Origin of the sequence: Oligella ureolytica DSM 18253 (assembly GCF_000373745.1) — a bacterium.
Classification (GTDB): Bacteria; Pseudomonadota; Gammaproteobacteria; order Burkholderiales; family Burkholderiaceae_B; genus Oligella; species Oligella ureolytica.
In genome coordinates this window covers 1-21,302 of the sequence record NZ_KB892283.1, presented here as the reverse complement: position 1 = coordinate 21,302, position 21,302 = coordinate 1, and the positions used below count along the sequence as shown (strand labels likewise).

At 44.8% G+C, this 21,302-nt stretch carries 21 protein-coding genes; 9 read left to right on the top strand and 12 right to left on the bottom strand.

Translation table 11 applies throughout. The features are described from left to right. Positions 1–85 precede the first annotated feature (85 nt). The 7 genes from B092_RS0102120 to gloB form a co-directional block, all read right to left on the bottom strand. Positions 86–991 (bottom strand): LysR family transcriptional regulator, encoded by a 906-nt coding sequence (locus B092_RS0102120; protein WP_018573598.1) that lies wholly within the window; start codon positions 989–991, stop codon positions 86–88. A 190-nt stretch (positions 992–1,181) separates the two neighbouring features. Next, positions 1,182–1,646 (bottom strand): universal stress protein, encoded by a 465-nt coding sequence (locus B092_RS0102115; protein ID WP_018573597.1) that lies wholly within the window; start codon positions 1,644–1,646, stop codon positions 1,182–1,184. A 13-nt stretch (positions 1,647–1,659) separates the two neighbouring features. Beyond that, entirely contained in the window at positions 1,660–2,010 is a 351-nt protein-coding gene (locus B092_RS0102110) for a protein tyrosine phosphatase family protein (RefSeq protein WP_018573596.1), read from the bottom strand. A gap of 173 nt (positions 2,011–2,183) precedes the next feature. Then, positions 2,184–2,897 carry a DNA polymerase III subunit epsilon gene (dnaQ, locus tag B092_RS0102105; protein ID WP_018573595.1) on the bottom strand — a complete coding sequence of 238 codons (714 nt, stop codon included), beginning with the start codon at positions 2,895–2,897 and terminating at the stop codon, positions 2,184–2,186. 79 nt (positions 2,898–2,976) lie between these two features. Further along, a complete protein-coding gene (locus tag B092_RS0102100; protein ID WP_018573594.1) occupies positions 2,977–3,759 on the bottom strand; it encodes an enoyl-ACP reductase FabI in 783 nt (260 codons plus the stop codon). Positions 3,760–3,875: 116 nt separating this feature from the next. Next, the gene (locus B092_RS0102095; protein ID WP_018573593.1) at positions 3,876–5,702 is read right to left on the bottom strand and encodes a lytic transglycosylase; all 1,827 of its coding nucleotides are present in this window, start codon (positions 5,700–5,702) and stop codon (positions 3,876–3,878) included. Between the two features lie 100 nt (positions 5,703–5,802). Continuing rightward, positions 5,803–6,591 carry a hydroxyacylglutathione hydrolase gene (gene gloB, locus B092_RS0102090; protein ID WP_018573592.1) on the bottom strand — a complete coding sequence of 263 codons (789 nt, stop codon included), beginning with the start codon at positions 6,589–6,591 and terminating at the stop codon, positions 5,803–5,805. 26 nt (positions 6,592–6,617) lie between these two features. On the opposite strand from gloB, the gene B092_RS0102085 reads away from it, so the two are divergent. Together B092_RS0102085 and rnhA are read left to right on the top strand one after the other, a co-directional pair. Then, positions 6,618–7,487 (top strand): class I SAM-dependent methyltransferase, encoded by an 870-nt coding sequence (locus B092_RS0102085; RefSeq protein WP_018573591.1) that lies wholly within the window; start codon positions 6,618–6,620, stop codon positions 7,485–7,487. An 8-nt stretch (positions 7,488–7,495) separates the two neighbouring features. Then, on the top strand, positions 7,496–7,975 hold the full coding sequence (gene rnhA, locus B092_RS0102080; protein WP_018573590.1) for a ribonuclease HI: 480 nt from the start codon (positions 7,496–7,498) through the stop codon (positions 7,973–7,975). Here the strand turns inward: rnhA and B092_RS0102075 are convergent. The 3 genes from B092_RS0102075 to B092_RS0102065 are packed head-to-tail and all read right to left on the bottom strand — an operon-like array spanning position 7,972 to position 9,050. Next, on the bottom strand, positions 7,972–8,208 hold the full coding sequence (locus B092_RS0102075) for a hypothetical protein (RefSeq protein WP_018573589.1): 237 nt from the start codon (positions 8,206–8,208) through the stop codon (positions 7,972–7,974). The genes rnhA and B092_RS0102075 overlap by 4 nt on opposite strands. A 34-nt stretch (positions 8,209–8,242) precedes the next feature. Continuing rightward, positions 8,243–8,521, bottom strand: a complete 279-nt coding sequence (locus tag B092_RS0102070; RefSeq protein WP_018573588.1) for a hypothetical protein — start codon at positions 8,519–8,521, stop codon at positions 8,243–8,245. A gap of 31 nt (positions 8,522–8,552) precedes the next feature. Beyond that, a complete protein-coding gene (locus B092_RS0102065; protein WP_018573587.1) occupies positions 8,553–9,050 on the bottom strand; it encodes a HugZ family pyridoxamine 5'-phosphate oxidase in 498 nt (165 codons plus the stop codon). Between the two features lie 133 nt (positions 9,051–9,183). Here B092_RS0102065 and B092_RS0102060 point away from each other — a divergent pair, with 133 nt between their 5' ends. From B092_RS0102060 to B092_RS0102050, 3 genes are read left to right on the top strand one after another with little or no spacing between them, the layout of a single operon-like run. Further along, positions 9,184–10,422 carry an exonuclease SbcCD subunit D C-terminal domain-containing protein gene (locus B092_RS0102060; protein ID WP_026253542.1) on the top strand — a complete coding sequence of 413 codons (1,239 nt, stop codon included), beginning with the start codon at positions 9,184–9,186 and terminating at the stop codon, positions 10,420–10,422. Next, positions 10,419–13,715, top strand: a complete 3,297-nt coding sequence (locus B092_RS14625; RefSeq protein WP_018573585.1) for an AAA family ATPase — start codon at positions 10,419–10,421, stop codon at positions 13,713–13,715. The genes B092_RS0102060 and B092_RS14625 overlap by 4 nt, the downstream gene beginning before the upstream one ends. Positions 13,716–13,746: 31 nt before the next feature. After that, positions 13,747–14,637: an NAD(P)H-hydrate dehydratase gene (locus B092_RS0102050; RefSeq protein ID WP_018573584.1), complete on the top strand. Its 891-nt coding sequence runs from the start codon at positions 13,747–13,749 to the stop codon at positions 14,635–14,637. A gap of 49 nt (positions 14,638–14,686) precedes the next feature. Here B092_RS0102050 and B092_RS0102045 read toward each other — a convergent pair whose 3' ends face one another. Continuing rightward, complete coding sequence (locus tag B092_RS0102045; RefSeq protein WP_018573583.1) at positions 14,687–15,607, bottom strand: DMT family transporter; 921 nt, start codon at positions 15,605–15,607, stop codon at positions 14,687–14,689. Positions 15,608–16,387: 780 nt separating this feature from the next. Here B092_RS0102045 and B092_RS0102040 point away from each other — a divergent pair. From B092_RS0102040 to B092_RS0102030, 3 genes are all read left to right on the top strand, one after another. Beyond that, positions 16,388–18,592 carry a TonB-dependent receptor gene (locus B092_RS0102040; protein WP_018573582.1) on the top strand — a complete coding sequence of 735 codons (2,205 nt, stop codon included), beginning with the start codon at positions 16,388–16,390 and terminating at the stop codon, positions 18,590–18,592. 163 nt (positions 18,593–18,755) lie between these two features. After that, complete coding sequence (locus B092_RS0102035) at positions 18,756–19,436, top strand: Fe2+-dependent dioxygenase (RefSeq protein WP_018573581.1); 681 nt, start codon at positions 18,756–18,758, stop codon at positions 19,434–19,436. A 1-nt stretch (position 19,437) separates the two neighbouring features. After that, positions 19,438–20,544 carry an alpha-hydroxy acid oxidase gene (locus B092_RS0102030; protein WP_018573580.1) on the top strand — a complete coding sequence of 369 codons (1,107 nt, stop codon included), beginning with the start codon at positions 19,438–19,440 and terminating at the stop codon, positions 20,542–20,544. An 89-nt stretch (positions 20,545–20,633) separates the two neighbouring features. Here B092_RS0102030 and B092_RS13485 read toward each other — a convergent pair whose 3' ends face one another. Then, the gene (locus B092_RS13485) at positions 20,634–20,945 is read right to left on the bottom strand and encodes an IS3 family transposase (protein ID WP_018573579.1); all 312 of its coding nucleotides are present in this window, start codon (positions 20,943–20,945) and stop codon (positions 20,634–20,636) included. A 140-nt stretch (positions 20,946–21,085) separates the two neighbouring features. On the opposite strand from B092_RS13485, the gene B092_RS0102015 reads away from it, so the two are divergent. Next, positions 21,086–21,302, top strand: a 217-nt coding sequence (locus B092_RS0102015; RefSeq protein WP_018573577.1) for a transposase, incomplete at its 3' end; no start/stop codon positions are given.

Here is a 21,302-nt window from a genome sequence, read left to right as displayed (position 1 = left end):
TATTGAGGAGACCATCTTAGCAATCGCTAAATTTTAATAATTGCTATTTAGACACAATCTTGTGCTATTTGCTTAATGGGGAAGTTTAGGACAAAGAAAGGGAGGTATTGCGCTGCCAAATACGCTCTAAGTAGGGATGCAGCATGTCTTTGTGCTTATAGAGTAGGATATCTGTTTGAAATTGAAAGCGCTTTTCACCGATAATTTTAACTTTTTGACTTTGAATATCTTTTTTAATCACCGAGTAAGGTAACCAGGCAATACCTACCCCTTTTTTGACCATTTCCAGTATCGTGTCGTAAGTATCGGCTTCAAATACGCTCTTAAAATGACGCAAACAATCTAATTCCTGTAAGTGTCTAACCAGTATTGCGCGAAGTGAAAGAGCTTGACTAAAACTTAACCACGGAATAGCGCCGCTTGACTTTAGATCTAAATTAAATAAGGGAGCCCCTGAAGCCCCTACCGCACTCACCGGAACAATTGGCTCGTGTCCGACCACGATAGAGTCAAAATCCTGCTCATCAATAAGGAGCTCAGTCAAGGGTGTTTTATATGCAATGAGTAAATCAGATTCTCTGGAAATGAGCTTATAGATCGAGCCTTCAGCACCACTCGTTGAGATGTGCGCATGAAAAAATCCCAAATCATCCACAATGTCTTTGTACCACTGCGGGAAAAACAAACTCGCCAACGCACGTCCCGTCGTGATACGCAGACTCTCTTCGTTATCCTGATAGTCATCACTTAACTGAACCTTGACCGAGCGAAGGCACTCGACAACTTGCAGCGCAGCCTCTAAAAACACCATACCCGCCTGCGTAAGTTTGATAGGCTGACTACGAATAATTAAAGGTGTACCAACCCACTCTTCTACTGCCTTGATACGGCGTCCAAAAGCAGGATGAGTCACAAAACGGCTCTGTGCAGCAAGACTGAAGCTACCGGTTTTTGCTAAAGCAATGTAATCTTCCAACCAATCCAAACGCATTATTAATTTCTCCTTTTTATAAATAACACTTAATTAATTATCATAGCTGAAACTAAAAACCTCAACGTTAGCTTAGGTCAAGCAACACTATCGTAGATGACACACAGACGCAGGCAAGAAAAAAGCCCATGAAAACTCATGGGCTTATGTGCTTATGTGCTTATCTAAATGAAGAAAGTCAAACTGACAACTAGCTCTTATCGCCTTCTAAGCGGTATACGAGCACTGATACGGGTGCTAGTTGAATGACTTTAGAAGTCACACTACCTAACAGCAAACGGGACAAGCCGCTGCGACCGTGAGTGGCGATATAAATTAAATCACAACCATGGTCCTTAGCTGCTTCAACGACACCATCGGCCACATTGTAATTAGACACGATGACAGAATTTGCCTTGACACCGGCGGTTTCTGCGCGGTCCATCACCGGCTTCAAGTACTCTTCGGCTTCTCTGCGAGCAGCTTCCTCATAGTCTGTATCAGAGATAGCATAAGACGCAGCCACACCATCAAAACCGACTAGGGTTGAAAAAGGCTGGGTGACGTTAAGAACTACAATCTCCGCACCAATTTGACGAGCAAATGAAATACCCGAATTTGCAGTTTGTACTGAAATATCAGAACCGTCGATCGGTAATAAAATTTTCTTATACATAATTATCTCCTTGTTAAGATTCTCTCGCTGCCGCTATGGCATAAATAGTTGCGCTACGATTACCACTACGACAGTAGGCTAAGACAGGCTTAGGCAACTCTTCAATGATGACTGAGAACTCCTCAACCTCAGCCTCAGTCGGTCCACCACTAATAATGGGTAAATAAACGGCCTTGATTCCTAAACTTTCGGCTGCTGCAATCATCTCTGCCGAGGTGGGCTGCTGTGGCCCGCCCTCACCATCAGGACGATTAATCAACAAGGTGCGAAAACCGGCTTGGCTAACTGCCTGTACATCCTCCAGTCTAAGCTGAGGGGTAACCGCATACTCGTCATTAAGCTGTGTAAATGATACTTCACTCATGATAGATAACTCATAAAAACTGTGCCTTATCCCTATTATAAACATCTAAGCAATTAAATAAATAACTAATTCGCTATTTCCATGCTTATTTGCTTTATTATTAAATTAATTTGCTTTTAAACAAGAAAAAGTATACAGGCTGTCACCCAATACATACATAATTTATACGATAATTACTTGAATCGATGCCAAAGCGACTGCTCACCAATTGCTTTGTCCAACACCTCAACATAGACCTGATGCTCTTTAAGCTCTTCTGCATCTGCCTGAATCACCGGCAAATTTAAGGCATTGATAAAGCCGGCCGCCGCTGTGTCTGACTGAGAGACAGACGCTTGATCTTCATTTTGAAAAGCGTCTAATAAGCCAAACTGCTCTCGCGTCATGGCAAGCCAGACTTCGGCCAGAAGCTCAGCATCCAGTAAGGCGCCGTGTAAGACACGGTGCTCATTAGAGATTTTTAGTCGGTCACAGAGTGCATCTAAGCTATTACGCTGACCGGGAAACTTTGAACGGGCTAATGCCAAGGTATCGGTAACCTTGCCGGCGATCTCCTGAACCGGAGCCATGTTGTAGCGCGCAAACTCAGCATTTAGGAAACCCACGTCAAAGGGCGCGTTATGAATAAGCAGCTCTGCATCGGCCAGATAATCAGCAATTTCCTGAGCATGCTGATCGAAGGTATTATACTGGCTTAAGAACTCAGTAGTTAATCCGTGAACTGCTAACGCCCCGGGATCTGACTCTCTTTCAGGGTTAATGTAAATATGTAAATTATTGCCTGTAGGCTGACGATTAACTAATTCAACGCAACCAATTTCGATAATACGATCGCCATTTTTAGCATCTATACCCGTAGTTTCCGTATCTAAAACAATTTGACGCATCTTTGAAATACTATACCTTCAAATAAAAAAGCCTAAGTGACAAAATCAACCTAGGCTTTTATCAATTAACACTTAACAACTATAGACCTGACACGACAGCATTGAAACCTGCATCAACGTGTAGGATCTCGCCGGTAATACCTGACGCCAGATCGGACAATAAGAAGGCAGCAGACTTACCGACATCGTCAATATCTACACCGCGCTTAAGTGGCGCATGCTCTGCAACAAAATTAAAAATGTAATTAAAGTCCTTGATACCTGCAGCGGCAAGTGTCTTGATCGGCCCGGCAGAGATACCATTAACACGGATACCTTTGTCGCCAACCGCTTTGGCCAAGTAGCGTACGCTTGCCTCAAGTGATGCCTTAGCCAAGCCCATCATATTGTAATGGGTAATCGCTCGCTCTGCACCTAAGTAAGTTAGAGTTAAGAAGTTACCTTGGCGCTTTTCAACCAAAGGTAAAAACTCTTTAGCCATGGCAGCAAAGCTGTATGCTGAGACGTCATGCGCCTGGCGGAAGTTTTCGCGATTATAGCCATCGAGGAAGTTGCCGGCAATTGAATCACGTGGTGCAAAACCAATCGAGTGGACTACGGCGTCAACACCATCACCCCAGTGCTCACCAATCTGCTTGACGCAGTTTTCGATGCTGTCGTCAGAGGACACATCACAGGGAACAACAATATTAGTACCAAACTCTTCAGCGAATTCTTTGACACGATCTTCAAAGCGTTCGCCGGCGTAAGTAAAGGCCAATTCAGCGCCCTGCTCATGACAAGCTTTGGCGATCCCGTAGGCTATAGAACGATTTGAAATCAAACCGGTCAATACAATTCGTTTATTCGCTAAAATACCCATGAATTTTTCCGTAACAACTTAATTTAAAATGATTAATTATAACTTCTTTTTATAAACAAGGAATGCCTAAACCAACTTAGCGGCTTAGGCAATATCAACTACTCGTCTGACTGAGATTATCCTTCAGCGCCTGAGTGTGGCAATCTTAACACCATTCCGGCTTGTAACCCATTGACTTCGATATGATTTAAGGCAGCCAGATCGCTAACGTTTGTATTATAACGACGTGCCAGCGTATAGAGTGTTTCACCCTTGGCGACTCGGTGCGTCGCCGGATTGCGATACGCGCCTGATGAAGCGCTAGCCGTGGCTGCCTGTGGCTGATAACTGGCCGGGCGAGCTCCTACGGTAGCGGCACTCGAGCTATCTTCCCAACTGACACGTTGAACGACTGCACCACTTGTTTGTACATTGCTTGCGAGTGAACGACTACCACCGACATTAGGTAAGGACGCTGTTGGTTGGCTATTGGCTGCCACCATCGCGCTGGTCGGTTCAGCAACGGCGCTCGAGGCACTGACGCTAGCGGATGCCAAACTAGGGACTGCGGTTCCCACTGAACCATCAGCACGAATCAAATCAGCCAAAGGATCCGAAACAGCCGCTGCTCTTGGCGTATTGCTAGCCAATGCAGGTGCTTGAGAGGTTGTAGGCGCCGACGCTGGGCGTGCGGCAGGCACCGGAGCTGACGCTGCTATACGATTTTGTGCTAGCGCAGGTGCCGCCTGATTTGCCTGGGTACGCTCAATTAATGCCAACATCATATCAGGACCGGGTGCTGCTTCAGGCACCGCTTGAGGTCGGATAGGTGCAGGCGGAGTCGCTCTAATCCCTGATGGCGAAGCGCTTGGTGAAATACCATTACCGCGCGGCAACATAAGTGTTCTGCCGCTAATGGCGACACTTTGGCTACCGCTATAGCCATTTAGCTGCTTAAGTAAAGCTAAATCGACACCATGTCGCTGAGCGATGCTCGCTAAAGACTCGCCTGAGTTAGGCGTATAGCCCGAGTAAGAGGCTAAATTACCCTTGTAGCTGGCAAGATTTTTCTTGTAGGTATTGACATTGGCTTTGGGAATAAGGATGCGCTGTCGGTGCTCAGCTAAAATCACCGGGCGATGAAACTGTGGATTCATCTCTTTAAACTCAGTTAAAGACATGCCTGCTAACTTAGCAGCAACATCCACATCAATATCGACTGTTTTGGCAACCTCTTCAAAATACGGCTGATCCGGGACATTAGGTAAACTAATACCATACTTGCTTGGATTGCTGATGATACGCTTAAAGGCTAACAGCTTGGGTACATAATCACGCGTTTCTGTCGGCATCTTCAACGATAGGTAATCAGTCCCTAGACCCTGCCTAAGATTGCGCTCACGAGCACGCTTAACTGAACCCTGCCCCCAATTATAAGAAGCCAGTGCCAAATGCCAGTCATTGTCTTGGAAATTATATAGATAAGCTAAGTAATTAATCGCAGCTTGTGTTGAACTGACCGGGTCACGTCGCTCATCGCGCCACCAGTTTTGAGTCAAATTGAAATCCGTACCGGTCGCCGGCATAAACTGCCAGAGTCCCGATGCCTTGACACGTGATAAGGCCGTGGTATTGTATGCGCTCTCAACAAATGGCAACAAAGCCAACTCTGTCGGCATACCGCGTTTTTGCAGCTCAGTTGTTACGTAGTATATATATTTGCTGGAACGATTGGCCATGGTCTGCACCGAACCCGGGCGCTTAGCATAGTAGTCAACCCAATAGTCAACGCGACTATCTCTTAAATCAGGCATGGCGTAACCGTCGCGGATACGGTCCCAGACATTATTGTACTGCTTGGAGATTGCAGCGCTATTATTTTTGAGCTGTCCGCCCGTTGAAGAGCAGCCGCTGATAATCGCAGTCGTCGCTAATAAAGCGCAAACAAAAAATCTCGTAATCATAAGGCCTTGCTTTTAAATTGATTCAAGAGATGAAAGGAAAAATTGTTTAGCATTATAAGGCAAAAAGCGATGCTATATTACCTTGGTAACAATATTTATACTAAGCGTTATTTTTCCATTCCCTTAATGCGGCAAAAACCGCGGCATCTTCACCTAACTCAGTCCCTGCATAAGACTGTGCTGCTTTAATTACTGACGGCTCCCGCACACGCAAAAAAGGATTAGTTGCCTGCTCTTGCGCCATCGTCGTCGGTAAAGTTGGTAAATTTTGTGCCCTCAAATCGCGCGCTCGATGTGACCATTTTTGTAGCTCGCTATTATCAGGTTCTACTGCCAGCGCCCAATCAATATTGCTTAAGGTATATTCATGAGCACAACACACAAGAGTATTGTGCGGCATTTCTCCTAATTTATCAACACTTTGCAGCATTAACCTAGAATCTCCTTCAAATATACGACCACAACCGCAGGAAAATAAGGTATCACCACAAAACAAAACGGGCTGATCGCTACTAATGAGGGTAGTGTAGGCAATATGACCCATCGTGTGCCCCGGCACTTCCAATACCTGAAACTCAGCATCGATACCCTCAATGCGAACACTATCCCCCTCTGTCAGCCCCTCGTTCAAACAGGGAATCGGTCTTGTTTCAAACGCCGGACCATACACAGGAACGTCATAACGCGCTACCAACTCCTGCACACCACCCGTGTGATCGTCATGATGATGCGTGATTAAGATGCCTTTTAAATTTAAGTTTTTTGATTCTAAATCACTGATGACAGGAGCCGCTTGACCCGGATCAACAACAACGGCATTAGTCCCCTGTTGAACAATCCATATATAATTATCATTAAACGCGGATATTGGATAAATTTCGGTATTCATACATTTCTCCTAAGAATTTCAATTTGATGACGAGCAAGCAAAAACACACACAGCGCCAAATATCTCCGGACGAGTGGCTGACAACCCCCATGGGTGAGCTGGCCTGCAACTGGATGCAAGCAAGAGCAGATGACTTATTAGTCAATGTGTTTGGCTATACTGCCCTGCAACTTGGCTTAGCGTCATGCGACTTATTACGCAACAACCGAATTCGGAACAAAGTCATTCTAACTCAAGATGACTTAGTACACATTGGCACTAGGGATCTTGCCACAGATGCTGATACGGCGCCTGAGCAAAGAAGCGACCTACCCTTTCAAAAAGAGCTGGAGGAGCTCTATCACGATGAAAGCGATATTCCCCAACCTTTTGCTAAAGAGCAGCAATTCACCTCTCAATACCTTAACTATGACAACGAGTCAGTTGACTTAGTTATCTTACCTTTTACGCTTGATTGGCACGATAACCCTCACCACATATTGCGTGAAGTTGATCGCATCTTAGTTCACGAGGGCAGACTACTCATTTTCGGTCTCAATCCTTATAGTCTCTGGGGATTACGCAACAAGCTTTCGCGCTTTCCTTACCTCCCCATTCCCAATAAAAAGCAAATTTCGCTACAAAAAACCAAAGATTGGCTACAATTACTGTCCTTTGAAATTGATCGTGGTCAACTCGCTTGCTATGAGCCTGCCTTTATGAATCAAAAGAGATTGGCTCAATTCTCCTTTATGAACAAAGCAGGTAACCGTTGGTGGCCTTTTGCCGGTGCTATATTTTACCTTTCGGCGATCAAGCGCCATATCAACCCGAGCTTCGTTGGTCCGGTCACGAGAAAAAAGAAAACAAACGCCTTTAGACCTGCTACGGTTGTCACAAAAAACAAAATGAATTAGAGGACACGATGTCAAACAAAGCCATAGTACAAATTTGGACTGATGGTGCCTGTAAAGGCAATCCCGGCCCCGGCGGCTGGGGTGTCTACATGAAGTACAAAGACAAAAAGCTTGCTAATCGGGAGCATGAGCTCTTTGGAGGTGAGCTTGAAACCACCAACAATCGCATGGAAATGATGGCGGTTATCAAGGCTTTGGAATTTTTTAAAGAGTCTTGGCCAATCGAACTGTACGTCGACTCACAATATGTCAAAAAAGGTCTGACAGAGTGGATAAGCGGTTGGATCAAAAAGAATTGGAAAAACTCAGCCAACCAGCCGGTAAAAAACAAAGACTTGTGGCTACAACTGCTTGAACAAACGAATCGCCATCAAATCCAATGGTTTTGGGTCAAAGGCCATAGTGGCGATGCCGGCAATGAACGCGCAGATCAACTTGCTAACAAAGGTGTTGAGCAAGTTCTCGCTGACCGGCACCGGTCGAACTAGAACTGCCCACAACCCAGGCGACGGGCGCGCTCGCGCTCATAGTCTGCCTGTTTGCCCACCCGGTGACGATTTAAGAAATTACCGGAGCCTGCACCTACCTGTGCATCGCTTTGAATAATACGCTGATTAGAAACTGCACAACCATCGCCCTCAGGATCATGACCGGCTTGAGTTGTGCATGCGGCCAACGTAAATGCTGTGGCAAACACAGCAACCAATTTAAATTTAAGCATCAATTAAACCAAAAAAATCTTAAAACTTACTTAACTACCCATAAGTGCACATATTTTGCACACTCAACTCTTGTACTTGATTCAAACGCGTTTGAGCCGCATCCATCACCTCAGCATCACGGCCAGCCGGTGTTGAATGAGGGTACTTAGCTCGAACATTATAAATGACACGATTTAGCCTTTCGGCGTCTTTCCAGAGGGCACGGCAATTGACCTCGCTCATTTCAGTTTCTGTCATGGGCGGATAAACCGGCAGTTGCACACAAGCACTCAGCGTCAACGCCACTAAGGGTAAAAACACAACTTTTTTCATTAACATCTCCTTTAGCTGCTATTTTATCTGATTATCGACCGGTCACCTGTGTAAAGTCATGGACCGTCGGCTTAAAGCGATAAGCCGCGCCGGCACCCACCACCAAACTCCCTGTGAGGGGCTTAAGACAAAGCAGACGAAAATCTCCCAAGCTTTTCAGTAATGTGACCATTTTGCCTTGTCGCTGCTCCAGGTCATTAAGCACTTCGTCAAACAGTGTCTCTTGACGCTCAATCACCGTACACGCGACCTCATAGCGCACACGCGCCCTAACAAAGGGGTTAGACGTCGTCGACTCATCTGCCACCAGCATAATTGACGCCTTTGGACGCTCAATCAGGTTTGGCGTATGCTCTGCCAAATCGCTAATGAAAATATAAAAAGCAGCCTCTTTTTCAACGAAAGGAGCATAGCTGATTAAAGGCGACCCATCTTCATTAAGGCTCGCTATCATCATGGTCTTCTGTTGATGTAATATAGACAACTTTTCTGCCAATTCTCTATGCTTATCAGCATTTGATTCGGTCACGCTCAACCCTCCATTCAATTATTAAGGCGCAATTTGATAAATAATAACCGTTTAGCGCTCACTTTAGATAATTTGCTTTACTATTAATTGAATCCACCATTCAGCTTTACTACCTCAACTATCTTAGTACGACATGCGAATTTTACACACCTCTGACTGGCACTTAGGTCGTTCCTTATTAGGAAAAAGACGGTATCCGGAATTTACTCAATTTCTTGACTGGATGCTGCAGTGTATCGACGAGCAAAAAATTAACGTGTTGATTATCGCCGGTGATATTTTTGATACAACCACACCCAGCGTGACCGCTCAGGACCAATACTATAATTTTTTAGCAAAAGCCGCGACAAAAGCGTCTTGTCAGCACATTGTCGTGATCGGCGGCAATCACGATTCACCCAATTTTTTAAACGCTCCCGGAGCTATTTTAAAAAGTCTTGATATCCATGTGGTAGGTCAGGCCTGTGAAGACCTCAAAGACGAAGTTCTTGTTCTCAAAGATGAGCAAAATCAGGTGAAGCTGATTGTCTGTGCGGTACCCTTTCTAAGTGATAGAGATATTCGTCGCTATATACCTCTGGAGAGCTTAGAAGATAAAGATCAACGCATTATCGAAGCCCATCATCAGCACTATCAAGCGGTAGCCGAGTACGCCAAACAATTAGCGACTCAACACAATGTACCGATAGTGGCTACGGGTCACCTATTTATGACTGGCGGCCTGACTAACGACGGTGACGGAGTGCGCGACTTATATGTGGGCACCCTGGGACAGTTAAAAACCGATCTATTCAGCACGGACTTTAATTATGTCGCCTTGGGTCATATCCACCAACATCAAAAAGTGGGTGGTTTCAACCATATTCGCTATAGTGGCAGCCCGTTGGCTATGTGTTTTGCTGAAGCCGGACGTTCCAAAAAAGTATTAATCATCGACTTCAATGAGCACCATGAGGCTGACATTAATGAGCTTGAAGTGCCCAGTTTCCAACGTCTGGATAAAATTTCCGGTAATTTAACGTCTTTACTCTCTCAATTAGAAGCGCTCAAAGCCCTAAACGAACCCATTTGGTTAGAAGTCACCTATGACAGTGAGGAGCTGCAACCAAATTTACGTTCTTTGCTGCAGGAATGCATCAAAAACTCAGAGGTTGAGATATTAAAACTCATTAATCATCAACGTCGCAACCAGCGTCTACAGAGCGAGGAGTCACTTGAAACACTCAACGAGCTTAGCGTTGAGGAAGTGTTTAAACGACTACTCGAACGTCAAAACATTCCCGAAGAGCAACAAAGCGAATTGATAAAAACCTACCAGGAAACTATTTTTAGACTGCATCAAGAACAAGAAAGCACCACAGAAACAGTATGAAATTACTCGCCTTACGTTTTAAAAACCTGAACTCTCTTGAAGGGGAATGGCTAATTGACTTTACTCATCCGGAGTATGAACAAAACGGTATTTTCGCCATATCCGGACCGACCGGTGCCGGCAAAACCACCCTCTTAGACGCCATTTGCTTGGCACTTTTTGGCTGTACACCAAGATTAGAGACCATTTCTCAATCACAAAACGAGATTATCTCTAAACAGCACGCAGAGTGTTTTGCTGAACTTGAGTTTCAAACCGCCAGTGGCACCTATAACGCGCACTGGAGTCAACGCAAAGCGCATAATCGACCTGACGGCAAATTGCAGCCGGTTAAGCGTGAATTATTTGATATGATTTCGGGGAAATTACTTTCCAGCCGAATTAATGAGGTGTCTCAATTAATCACTCAAATCAGTGGGCTGGATTTTCAACGCTTTACCCGTACTGTTCTGCTAGCTCAGGGCCGTTTTGCTGACTTCTTAAATGCTAAAGAAGAAGAACGTTCACCCATTCTTGAGCAAATTACCGGCACTGAGATTTATAGCGACATCTCGATTAAAGTGCATCAAATAAAAAATGAGGAAGAGAAAAAGCTCACTGAACTGGCTATCGGCGTCAATAGCATCAGCTTATTAAAAACGGACGAAGTCGACGCATTACAGAACTCACTAGCCAATCTTGAGCAACAACTCAGCCACGTTAATGAGCAGCAAAAACATGCTGCTGCAGGTATTAAATGGTGGGAAGAATCACTACAAAATCAGAGGTCTCAACAAAACCTCAACGATCAATTGGCACAATGCCTACAGGCGGAGCAAGACTTTTCCCCTCAAGCACACACACTTGCACTAGCCAATAAAACATTGCCGCTCATCAAAACCCACACCGAGATTAACGGCTTACGTGACAGCCTTAAACACAACCAACAATCGTTAACAAAACTAAGCCCTCAATTAGACGACATTGCACACGCTCGCGAGCTTAGAGAAAAGCAATTAATTGAAATCAGACATCAAAAAAGCAGTACCGCTCAATTTCTTGAGGAGCAAAGAGTCACCTTTAATAAGGTGCGCGAACTGGACAGTCTTATTGCGCAAGAGAAAAAGTTGCTCGATGAAGAGCAAGCACGCCTAGCGCTTATCGCCACCCGCCTAAATAACAGTACGACTGAACTTGAAAACCATCATACCCATTATGAGCAAATCACGACGCTGATTAAGCAGCTTTGTCAGCGTATTCTTGAGCAGGGCTATTCCTTGGGTGATTTAAACCTGAGCTCACTCGCACAATGCTCAACAGCAGAGGCCATTGAAAAGCTCTTTATACTCCTAAAAGACAACACGGAAATTACTAAGCTGAATCATCTGATTGATGGTTTAAAAGATGACTTACGTAATTTAGAGGCAATTCGTGATGAAACACAACGCTACTACGACAAAAATGCGAAGTTAGGCAAGCATCGCGCGTCTATTAAGCAGTTTTATGATGAAATCAACCAACGCATCGCACAACGCACAAGATTAGAGCAAGAGCATAAACTTCATGAAGCCAAAGTAGCCCAGCATGAAGCCGAGTACAAATTGGCCGTCACCATTAAATCACTGGAAGAGCATCGCCATGACTTAGCCGACGGTAGCCCCTGCCCTCTGTGCGGTGCCTTAGAACACCCATTAATCAAGGGTGAGCTAAGCGTGCCTAAAATCTCTGAGCGTGACTTAGAAGAAAGCAAAAAAACCGAAAGAGCCGTGCTAATGATGCTTAATGATAATGCGCGACAAATCGCTCATCTTGATGCTGGTGCCAAGGCAGTTGAACAGCAACTAAGCGAAGATGCCGCTGATCTCGCCAAGCTATTAAGCAATATCGAAGTCAAGCATGAACTGTTAATCAACACCTTCGGCTCGAGCTTAGCCATCCAAAACACCGCTGATTTAAAAAACGCACTCAATCAGCAACAAATTTCGCCTGCTGCGTTCAAAACTCAAATCCAACGCCTCCAAGAGCAAATTAAACGACACGAAAAAGAGCTGACGGTCAGAAATAATGCACTGCATTGGAGTAACAACACAAGCACAACCTTTGAGCGAGTCAAAGTCAATATCGCCTACCTTAGCGAACAGATCAAGGCATATGAAGCGGACACCAAAGCACTCCAAGAAAGCAAGAGCAACAAGCAACACGCCTTGAATGTATCAAGAGATACAAGGCAAGCACTTTTTGGTGATAAGGATCCAAATAAAGCGGAAGAGCAGCTCAGGCTTGAACTTAAGCGCATTGAAGCGCAGTTGGACGAAAAAAGCACAGAACAACAAGAAGCTGATGCTATTTTTATTCGTCTGAAGCAACAAATCAAAAGCCTTCAAGAAGCGATTGAGACACTTAAAGAGCGACTGCATTTACTGGAACCTCAATTTAACAAGCAACTGGAGAAGCAGCAATTTGATAATGAAGAAAGCTTCTTAGCTGCCTGCATGAATGAGGAGCAGCGCCTCCATTTAGACCAACAGCAGCGCTTATTAGCCGAACGCAAAAGCACGTTAAAAGAGCAGCTACAGCAAGTTGAGGCTAATTTACAGTTCTTAGCTGAGCAACAACCTGAGCAGCACAAAGCCTTAAATATTTATCGCTTAGAACACGAGTCGCTTGAAGCTCAAAAAGCAAAACTAAACGCTGTCAAAGGTAGAGACCAGGAAAGGCTGTCTATGCATCTGGACGCCGTCTCACGAGTGGCCGAACAAAATAAACTCATCGAGGCTCAAGAAAAAGAGACTAACCGTTGGCGCATGTTACATGAGCTGATCGGCTCAGCAGATGGTAAAAAGTATCGCAATTTCGCTCAAAACCTGACCTTTGAATTGGTCCTTCATTATGCCAATTTACAGTTAAATCAAATGAGCGACCGTTACTCCCTGTGCATTGACAATCGTCTTGATAGCAAGTTGGAGCTTACGGTAGAAGATCATTACCAAGGTGATGAAATCCGCTCAATCAAAAACCTCTCAGGTGGCGAAAGCTTTATTGTCAGCTTAGCGCTGGCACTCGGCTTATCGCAGATGGTATCGGGTAGTATGCAGCTGCAATCCTTATTTTTAGATGAGGGCTTTGGTACCTTGGATGAGGATAGTCTGGATATTGCCTTAAGTTCTTTGTCCAATTTACAGCAAAGCGGAAAAACCATCGGTATTATTTCTCATGTCGCCGCCTTAAAAGAAAGAATCAGCACACAAATCCAAGTTATTCCGATGAGTGGCGGACGTAGCCGTTTAGAAGGTCCCGGTGTCAAGCCGGCATAAGACATCAGGTATATAGCCAAGGAGTTAATTGATGACAATCTATGAACTAAGTGACAACTTACTTGAAGAATGGCTTACCCATTGTCATCAGAACTTCCCCGGGCTCCTACTTGAGCGGACCCTAGACAGCCATAAGGGCAGCTTCGGTACGGTCGGCATTATCGGCAGTACCGAAGGCATGAGCGGCGCTATTGTGCTGGCCGGCACAGCTGCCCTGGTTAATGGCTGCGGTAAGTTATGGCTCGGCTTTTGCCAAGACAAACTTCCCCTACCTTTTATTAGCGAAAGACCGGAGCTGATGCTGGCAACTGCTGATGTTCTACTTAAACGCAAGGACATCACACACTGGGCAGTAGGGTGCGGGATGGGCACGGATCAAGCAGCCTATGACGTATTAGTTACGCTGCTGCAAGTAGCAAAACACCAACCTTTGCTACTTGATGCTGATGCCCTGAACCTACTGAGTCTCTACCCTGAATTATCAGAGCACTTAAGCGCAAGACTAATCCCAGCTATTCTTACTCCTCACCCGGCAGAAGCCGCCCGTTTATTAGCTTGCAGCACCGATGAAATACAAGCTAATAGAGAAGAAGCGGCGCTGGAACTCGCCGAAAAATACTTTAGTCGAGTGGTATTAAAAGGCCACCAAAGCATCATCGCCGCCCCCGATGAAGCGCTAATCATCAACCAAAGCGGCAACCCCGGCCTAGCGACAGCCGGCAGCGGTGATGTCTTAAGCGGCATGATTAGCAGCCTATTAGCACAAGGCATAGCGGCTGATGAAGCCGTCGCCGGTGCCGTTTGGCTCCATGGTGCAGCAGCCGATTTACTCGCTCTTAATCAAATCGGTCCTATCGGACTTTGCAGTGGTGAAATAGCGACAGCAGCCAGATTTTTGCGTAATGTACTGATAGCCGCTTAAAAAGCTGACTAGCACCGGCAAGTTACCGCCATATTGACCTTGTTCGTAATTAATTAGACAAAGACTGCCGTATCATGCGCTTGACCGCCTGATTATCACGCCACTCAATAATAGATACAACGACACCACTACCACACACGATAGCGATTCCCAACCAGCTCAACGCATCCGGAAACTGACGCCAGATGATCCAGCCTAACACCGTCGCGGCAACAATCTGCAAATACACAAAAGGTGCTAATAATGAAGCGGGTGCATTTTGATAGGCCTTGATTTGCAACCAATGACCTAGAGTACCAAAAACACCTGTTGAGGCAAGTACTGCCCAATCTAGCCAATCATAGGTAGTCACAATATGTGCTAAATTTTCCAGAGAGAAAAACACCAACACGCTACTCAGTGCCATGCCAACAAGGCCAGTCCAAAGCAAGGTGGTCATGGAATCATCTTCTGCCAATTTACGCGTCACCATAAACTGCAAAGAGAAAATAGTTGCGGTCATCAAGCCAAACATCACCCCCAAAGGATGCAAACCGGAATCCGGTCGCACAATGACAAAGACCCCTATAAACCCACAAAAAGCAGCGATCCATCGATGAATACGCGACGGCTCTTTTAAGAAAAATGGCGCCAAACACAGCACCAATAATGGCGCTAGAAAATTAATGGCAGTGGCCTCTGCTTGCGGTAAATAGCTTAGCGCTGAGAAAAATGTCATCGTTGCCGATAAGACAAGCGCCCCTCGCAACACCTGGAACTTCATCTGCTTGGATTTAAAAATTGCCGGGCCACGGGTAGGTAAAGTAAACGCCAACACCAACACCGCGTGAATTAAATAGCGTACCCATGAGAGAGCCGCCAACGATAAACCAAACTGCATCAACCACTTGCCACCCGCATCTAAAGACGAAAGTGCCCACGTGGAAAGAATTAAAACGATAATACCGACAAAAGGACGATGATTGGACATAGTTGCCTAGAAGCGCTAAATGGACAAACAACACGTTCACCCGAGATGATTAATTATTTTTTTATCAGCTTTTTAATAAAACTTAAGATAGTATGCCCCAAATTTTGCCGTCAATGCTTTTTACTAAACAAACTTACCCACTCATCTACGACCTGACCGACCAAATGACATGACCTCAACTTAATCTTAGATACCCGTAGTGACAAATTCGACGGTTATGATTTCTATGTAAGCCCACACGCTTATATGGTTTGCCACCCAACTTGACTCTTGGACTGTACGAGGCGGCGTATCTACCGTCTACTGAGCGCCTAACCTAAAAGAGTGCTCACTATCATCCGGCACTTCTTCCATGGGTATGTGTTGTAACTCATTAGCACCGTTAGACTCAACAGGTGGTGGGCATAGTGATTATTCCACTCTGTCTATTAGTAATATTCAATGTTCGACACAGCTCAAAAAAATTATAAAAAACTATGCCAATTTATTAAAAGCACCAGTTAACCCTCACCACATAGCAAATATTTATAAAAGACTCTCACCGATGATAAAACTCAAGTGAACGGTATTTGTCCGTCAGGACTATTAGCTTGTGGTTGTGTTAAACGACTTTTGTGATATGAGATACACTTTGTTGTAATTAACTCACAACTTATTACATACAACCCTAATCGTCTTGACTGTTGTAATGATAACCATTACTATTCTTGGTGGGTTTTAAAATTAAAACTATTACAGACCTTACGCTTAATTATTATTTATTATAACAAGGAAAGACGCATGTCTAAAAGGAACAGACTCTCTAAACCCGTTACTCAGACTGTCTTGTTTTCAACAATATCAGCCTCATTAGGTGCTAGTATTGCAGTTGCACAAGAACAGGAAGAGGTACAGCAACTACCAGCTATCGGGTTAGAGGTAACCATCCCCGGTTACCAGCCTACTCGTGCGCAGTCACCGAAAATGACTGCCCCACTACTTGACACACCACGCACTGTTAATGTAGTTAGCGAGAAGCTTATGAAAGATCGTGGTCTGACTTCATTTAAAGATGTCCTAAGAACCACACCGGGAGTCACTTTAGGCTCAGGTGAGGGTGGCACTCCTGTGGGAGACAGACCGATTATCCGCGGTTATGAAGCCAGCACGGATATCTTTATCGATGGTGTCCGCGATTATGCTCGTGGTTCACATGAGATTTTTAACCTTGAATCCGTTGAAGTTATTAAAGGTCCTAGCTCAGCCTATACAGGCCGTGGTGGTACCGGTGGTAGCGTCAATATGGTTACCAAAAAACCTCAATTAGATAACTTTTTCCGCGGTTCAGCCTCTTATGGTAATCGCGGCCAGCATCGTTTCACCTTTGACGGTAACGTAGCACTTACTGATAGTGCGGCTTTCCGTTTAAATGCCATGCGCATGGGTGGTAATGTACCGGGTCGTGCGGAAGTCGAATTTGATCGTTGGGGTCTTGCTCCTTCATTGGCTTTTGGCCTAGGTACACCGACACGCGTGACCTTAAGCTATTCTCATATCGAAAACAACGACACGCCTGACATGGGTATACCGTTTCAAAATCAATCCAGGCCTGATATCACAGAGCCACTAAAACCGGATCGTAATCATTACTATGGCCGAGCGGGCGTGGACTTCCGAGACAATATCTTTGATACAGCAACTGCTGAAATCGAGCACGATCTCAATGAAAACTTTACCATCCGTAACATCACTCGCTATGGTAAAAGCCTTAACAGATATGTCTTTACTCGCCCATCATTTGATAATTGCACCCCAAGTAGAAGAAATACACCGGCTTTATCATGCTACACCTTAGATGGGGACCTCATGTTTACTCGAGCTGATAGAGCTCGCTGGCGTATGGCTGAGTCCATTGTTAACCAAACTGATATTTATGGCTCTTTCAATACAGGCTCTATTAAGCACAACATCAGCGCAGGTATGGAGTTTTCTAAAGAGGATATCTATAACCGAAGTACAACAGGTGTTGGGGTAGGTTCAAGCACAGACTACTTCTGGCACCCTAATCCTCACCAGAACTGGGGTGCTCTTAACAAAACCTTTGGCGCCAGAAGCAAAGCGGGCGACATTAAAACCAAATCTTTATACGTATTTGACACCATTGAACTTACGCCAAGTTGGTTAATTAATGCGGGAGTGCGTTTTGATAACTTTAAGGTAAGTGACGGTTCAAAAGAATCAACACAAAACATTTGGAGTTGGCAAGGTGCTGTAATTTTCAAACCCACTCATAACGGTTCTATTTACCTATCTTATTCTACTTCTGCGAACCCGGCAGGTGAAAACCTAGGTCAAGCGGGTGGTGCTGACGGCCCAGCTGGCTCTGCTGCCATTCGCGACCTGGATCCGGAACGCGCGCGCAGTATTGAGCTAGGAACCAAATGGGAAGTTCTCAATGAGCGCTTAAGTCTCAACGCTTCTATCTTTGAAACTCGCAAGAGTAATGCCCGTTCAAGTGATATTGATGGCTCAGTACAAAATATCGGTAAAAACCGCGTAAGGGGTCTTGAGCTTTCTGCTGCTGGTTCTCTAACTGATCAATGGGATATTTGGGCAGGCTATACCTACCTAGATCCTAAGGTTCTTAAGTATCAAAGCCAGAATAGAGACGGAACTTTTAACGTATTTGATGGCAATCAAACTAAGTTTGTCGCTAAACACAGTGCCAACGTATGGACTACTTATAGAGTACTTCCTGATTGGACCGTCGGTACCGGTTTAACCTATGTCGGTAAGCGCATGGTGAATGATGCCAATACCCTACAGCTACCATCACATCTGATTTGGGATGCCATGGTACGTTGGGACATCAACAAACATGTTGACCTACAACTTAACGTTAATAACATCACTGACGCTCGTAGCTATGACGCCTCTCACGTGGGCTTATTCGCTAACGTAGGCTATGGTCGCTCTGCTACTTTAAATGCTAACTTTAGGTACTAATCCACCCAAAGACTAGTCTCTAAAGCGACACTTAAAAACCCCGATGTTTTGATTATAATCAACCCACATCGGGGTTTTTCAATAAAATAACCTCAGTTTTTTGAGTATAAACGCTAAACTAAAATAAATGTCGAACTACCAATAGAACTAGCACGGAGTGATAATGATCATTATATTGGAACAGGTACTTAAGCCTGAAGAAATAAAAATTATTCGTCAGAAACTGGAAACAGCTGAATGGGAAGACGGTAAAAAAACAGCTGGCTATCTAGCACAGGAAGTTAAAGAAAATTTACAGCTAAGCCCGCAATCCCCGTTAGCACTGGAATTAGGAAACTTTCTTAAACAAGTCTTAAGAGCCGATCCCGGTTTTATTGCCGCAGCACTACCCGCAAAAATCCTTCCTCCACGCTTTAATCGCTACGAAGACAGCGGCAGCTATGGCAATCACATTGATAACTCCATTTTCAATCTTCCGGATACGCAAGGCATCATGCGTACCGATGTGTCTAGCACCATTTTCTTTAGTGAACCCGAGGAGTATGAAGGCGGTGAGCTAATCATTGAAGACACTTACGGTACACACTCAGTGAAGCTAAAAGCAGGTGATATGGTGGTTTATCCGGGCGACAGCTTACACCGCGTAGAGCCGGTTACACAGGGTATTAGATTTGCCTCATTTTTTTGGACTCAAAGCATGATCCGACATGCCCATCGTCGCCGTCTTTTATGGCAATTAGATCAGAGTATCCAACGCTTATCAATGCAAGATGATGGCTTAAGCGAAGCCACTGCACTCAGTGGTATTTATCACAACCTAATTCGTGAATGGGCAGAAGTCTAAAATGTCATTAGCACCTTTAAACGAAATCCCTGCTAGCATTGTCGCAGCGGATGACTATATTCCCTACGCAAAAGAACGTATTAGCCCGGAAGTTTGGGCTTATTTTTCAGGTGGCGTGGCTGATGAGAAATTATTAGCTAGAAACCAGACAGCTTGGCAACAATATCAAGTGTTACCCAGTATGTTAAAGGATTTTGAAGAGGCACACACTCACTACACGCTTCTCGGACAACGCCATGATTTTCCGATTTTATTAGCACCCGTTGCCTATCAAAAAATGCTTCACCCTGACGGTGAGTTTATCTCTGCTCTGGCTGCTGCTGCAATGCAGACACCTTATATTATCAGCATGCAGAGCTCGACCTCACTGACACTACTTTGTGAGCAGATACCTGGCACAAAATGGTTGCAATGGTACTGGCAACCGGATCAAATCGCCTCACAGAAGCTTTTAGCTGAAGCTGCCAAACTAGGAGTTGAAGCCATTGTTTTGACCATCGATGCACCGGTTAATGGTGTGCGTAATCGTGAACAACGTGTCGGTTTTTCAGTACCAAGTGGCGTAGAAGCCGTACTATTAAAGAACTTTAAATCAGCCCCTCTAACAGTTGGATCGGCAGGCGAAAGCCCATTATTTGGCAGCGGTTTTTTAACCAATGCACCCACTTGGGATTTAGTAGAACAGTTTATTCAACACAGCCCCCTACCGGTCATTTTAAAAGGAATCCTAAACCCCTCAGACGCTCTTAAAGCGGTTCAGATAGGTGCCGCAGGCATTGTAGTCTCCAATCACGGGGGACGTACCCTAGACACTCTACCAGCAACTGCCAGCATTTTGGGTCGAATTTGCGATAGTATCGACGGTCATATTCCCATACTGGTTGACGGTGGCATTCGTCGTGGCTCTGATATTTTTACCGCCCTTGCTCTTGGTGCAAGTGCTGTTTTAATCGGTCGTCCCTATATCTGGGCTATGGCAGCAGCCGGTGCAAGCGGCGTAGCCCATGTTTTACATATATTAAGAACTGAACTTGAGGTAACAATGGCACTAACAGGCTGTAGAACATTGGATGAAATAAGACAAGTAGAACTCATTAAGGCGCAATGACTTACTAGCTACCTGGCATTTAGCAGCACTAATAAAGATGATACTAGTAGCCACCTCAATACCCAGTACCTCACGGTTAAAATCATCAATCACGTTGAAGGTACGAAATTTTCCTTACTTCTCAACTGAAGCTTTAAGGCGCTATACACACGTTGGACACGCTTATGACTCCAACGATAACCTAACTTCCTTAGTTGCATAAAATACTTAAGAAATCCCCAACGAGGATAATGTTCAACAAGATCTTGTAGCTCGTGAATCACCTTGCTATCGTCTACTAACCGTTTACGAAAGTAATACGCCGTCCGACTGATACCTACTACCTGACAGCTGATGACGATACTTACTCGGTATTCTGCCTGTAGTTCACTAGCCCATTGCTTACGTGTTGCTACAGGCACTATAGCTTTTTTATAATTTCTTCCTGTAGCTGAGACGTTAAGCTTAACTCGGCATACATTTGCTTAAGGTGAGACCTTTGCAATAACCCCTCAAATTTCCTAAAATATAGCTTGTTTTCTTGCATTCTTACTTTAGTCCTATGAGTAGTTTCTTTCAACAAACCGCCAAAGCCCGTATTGCCAAACACCTTGATCGTTTTCCGTTACTTAAGTTAGATCAAGTGATTGATTGGCGACCGATTGAATGCTACCTCAATTCACAAAAGCAGCGTCGATTGACGACTCAACAAGGTCGTCCGAGTTATCCCGTGCTCGCCATGTTTAAGGCAGTCCTATTGGGTCAATGGCATAGCCTCT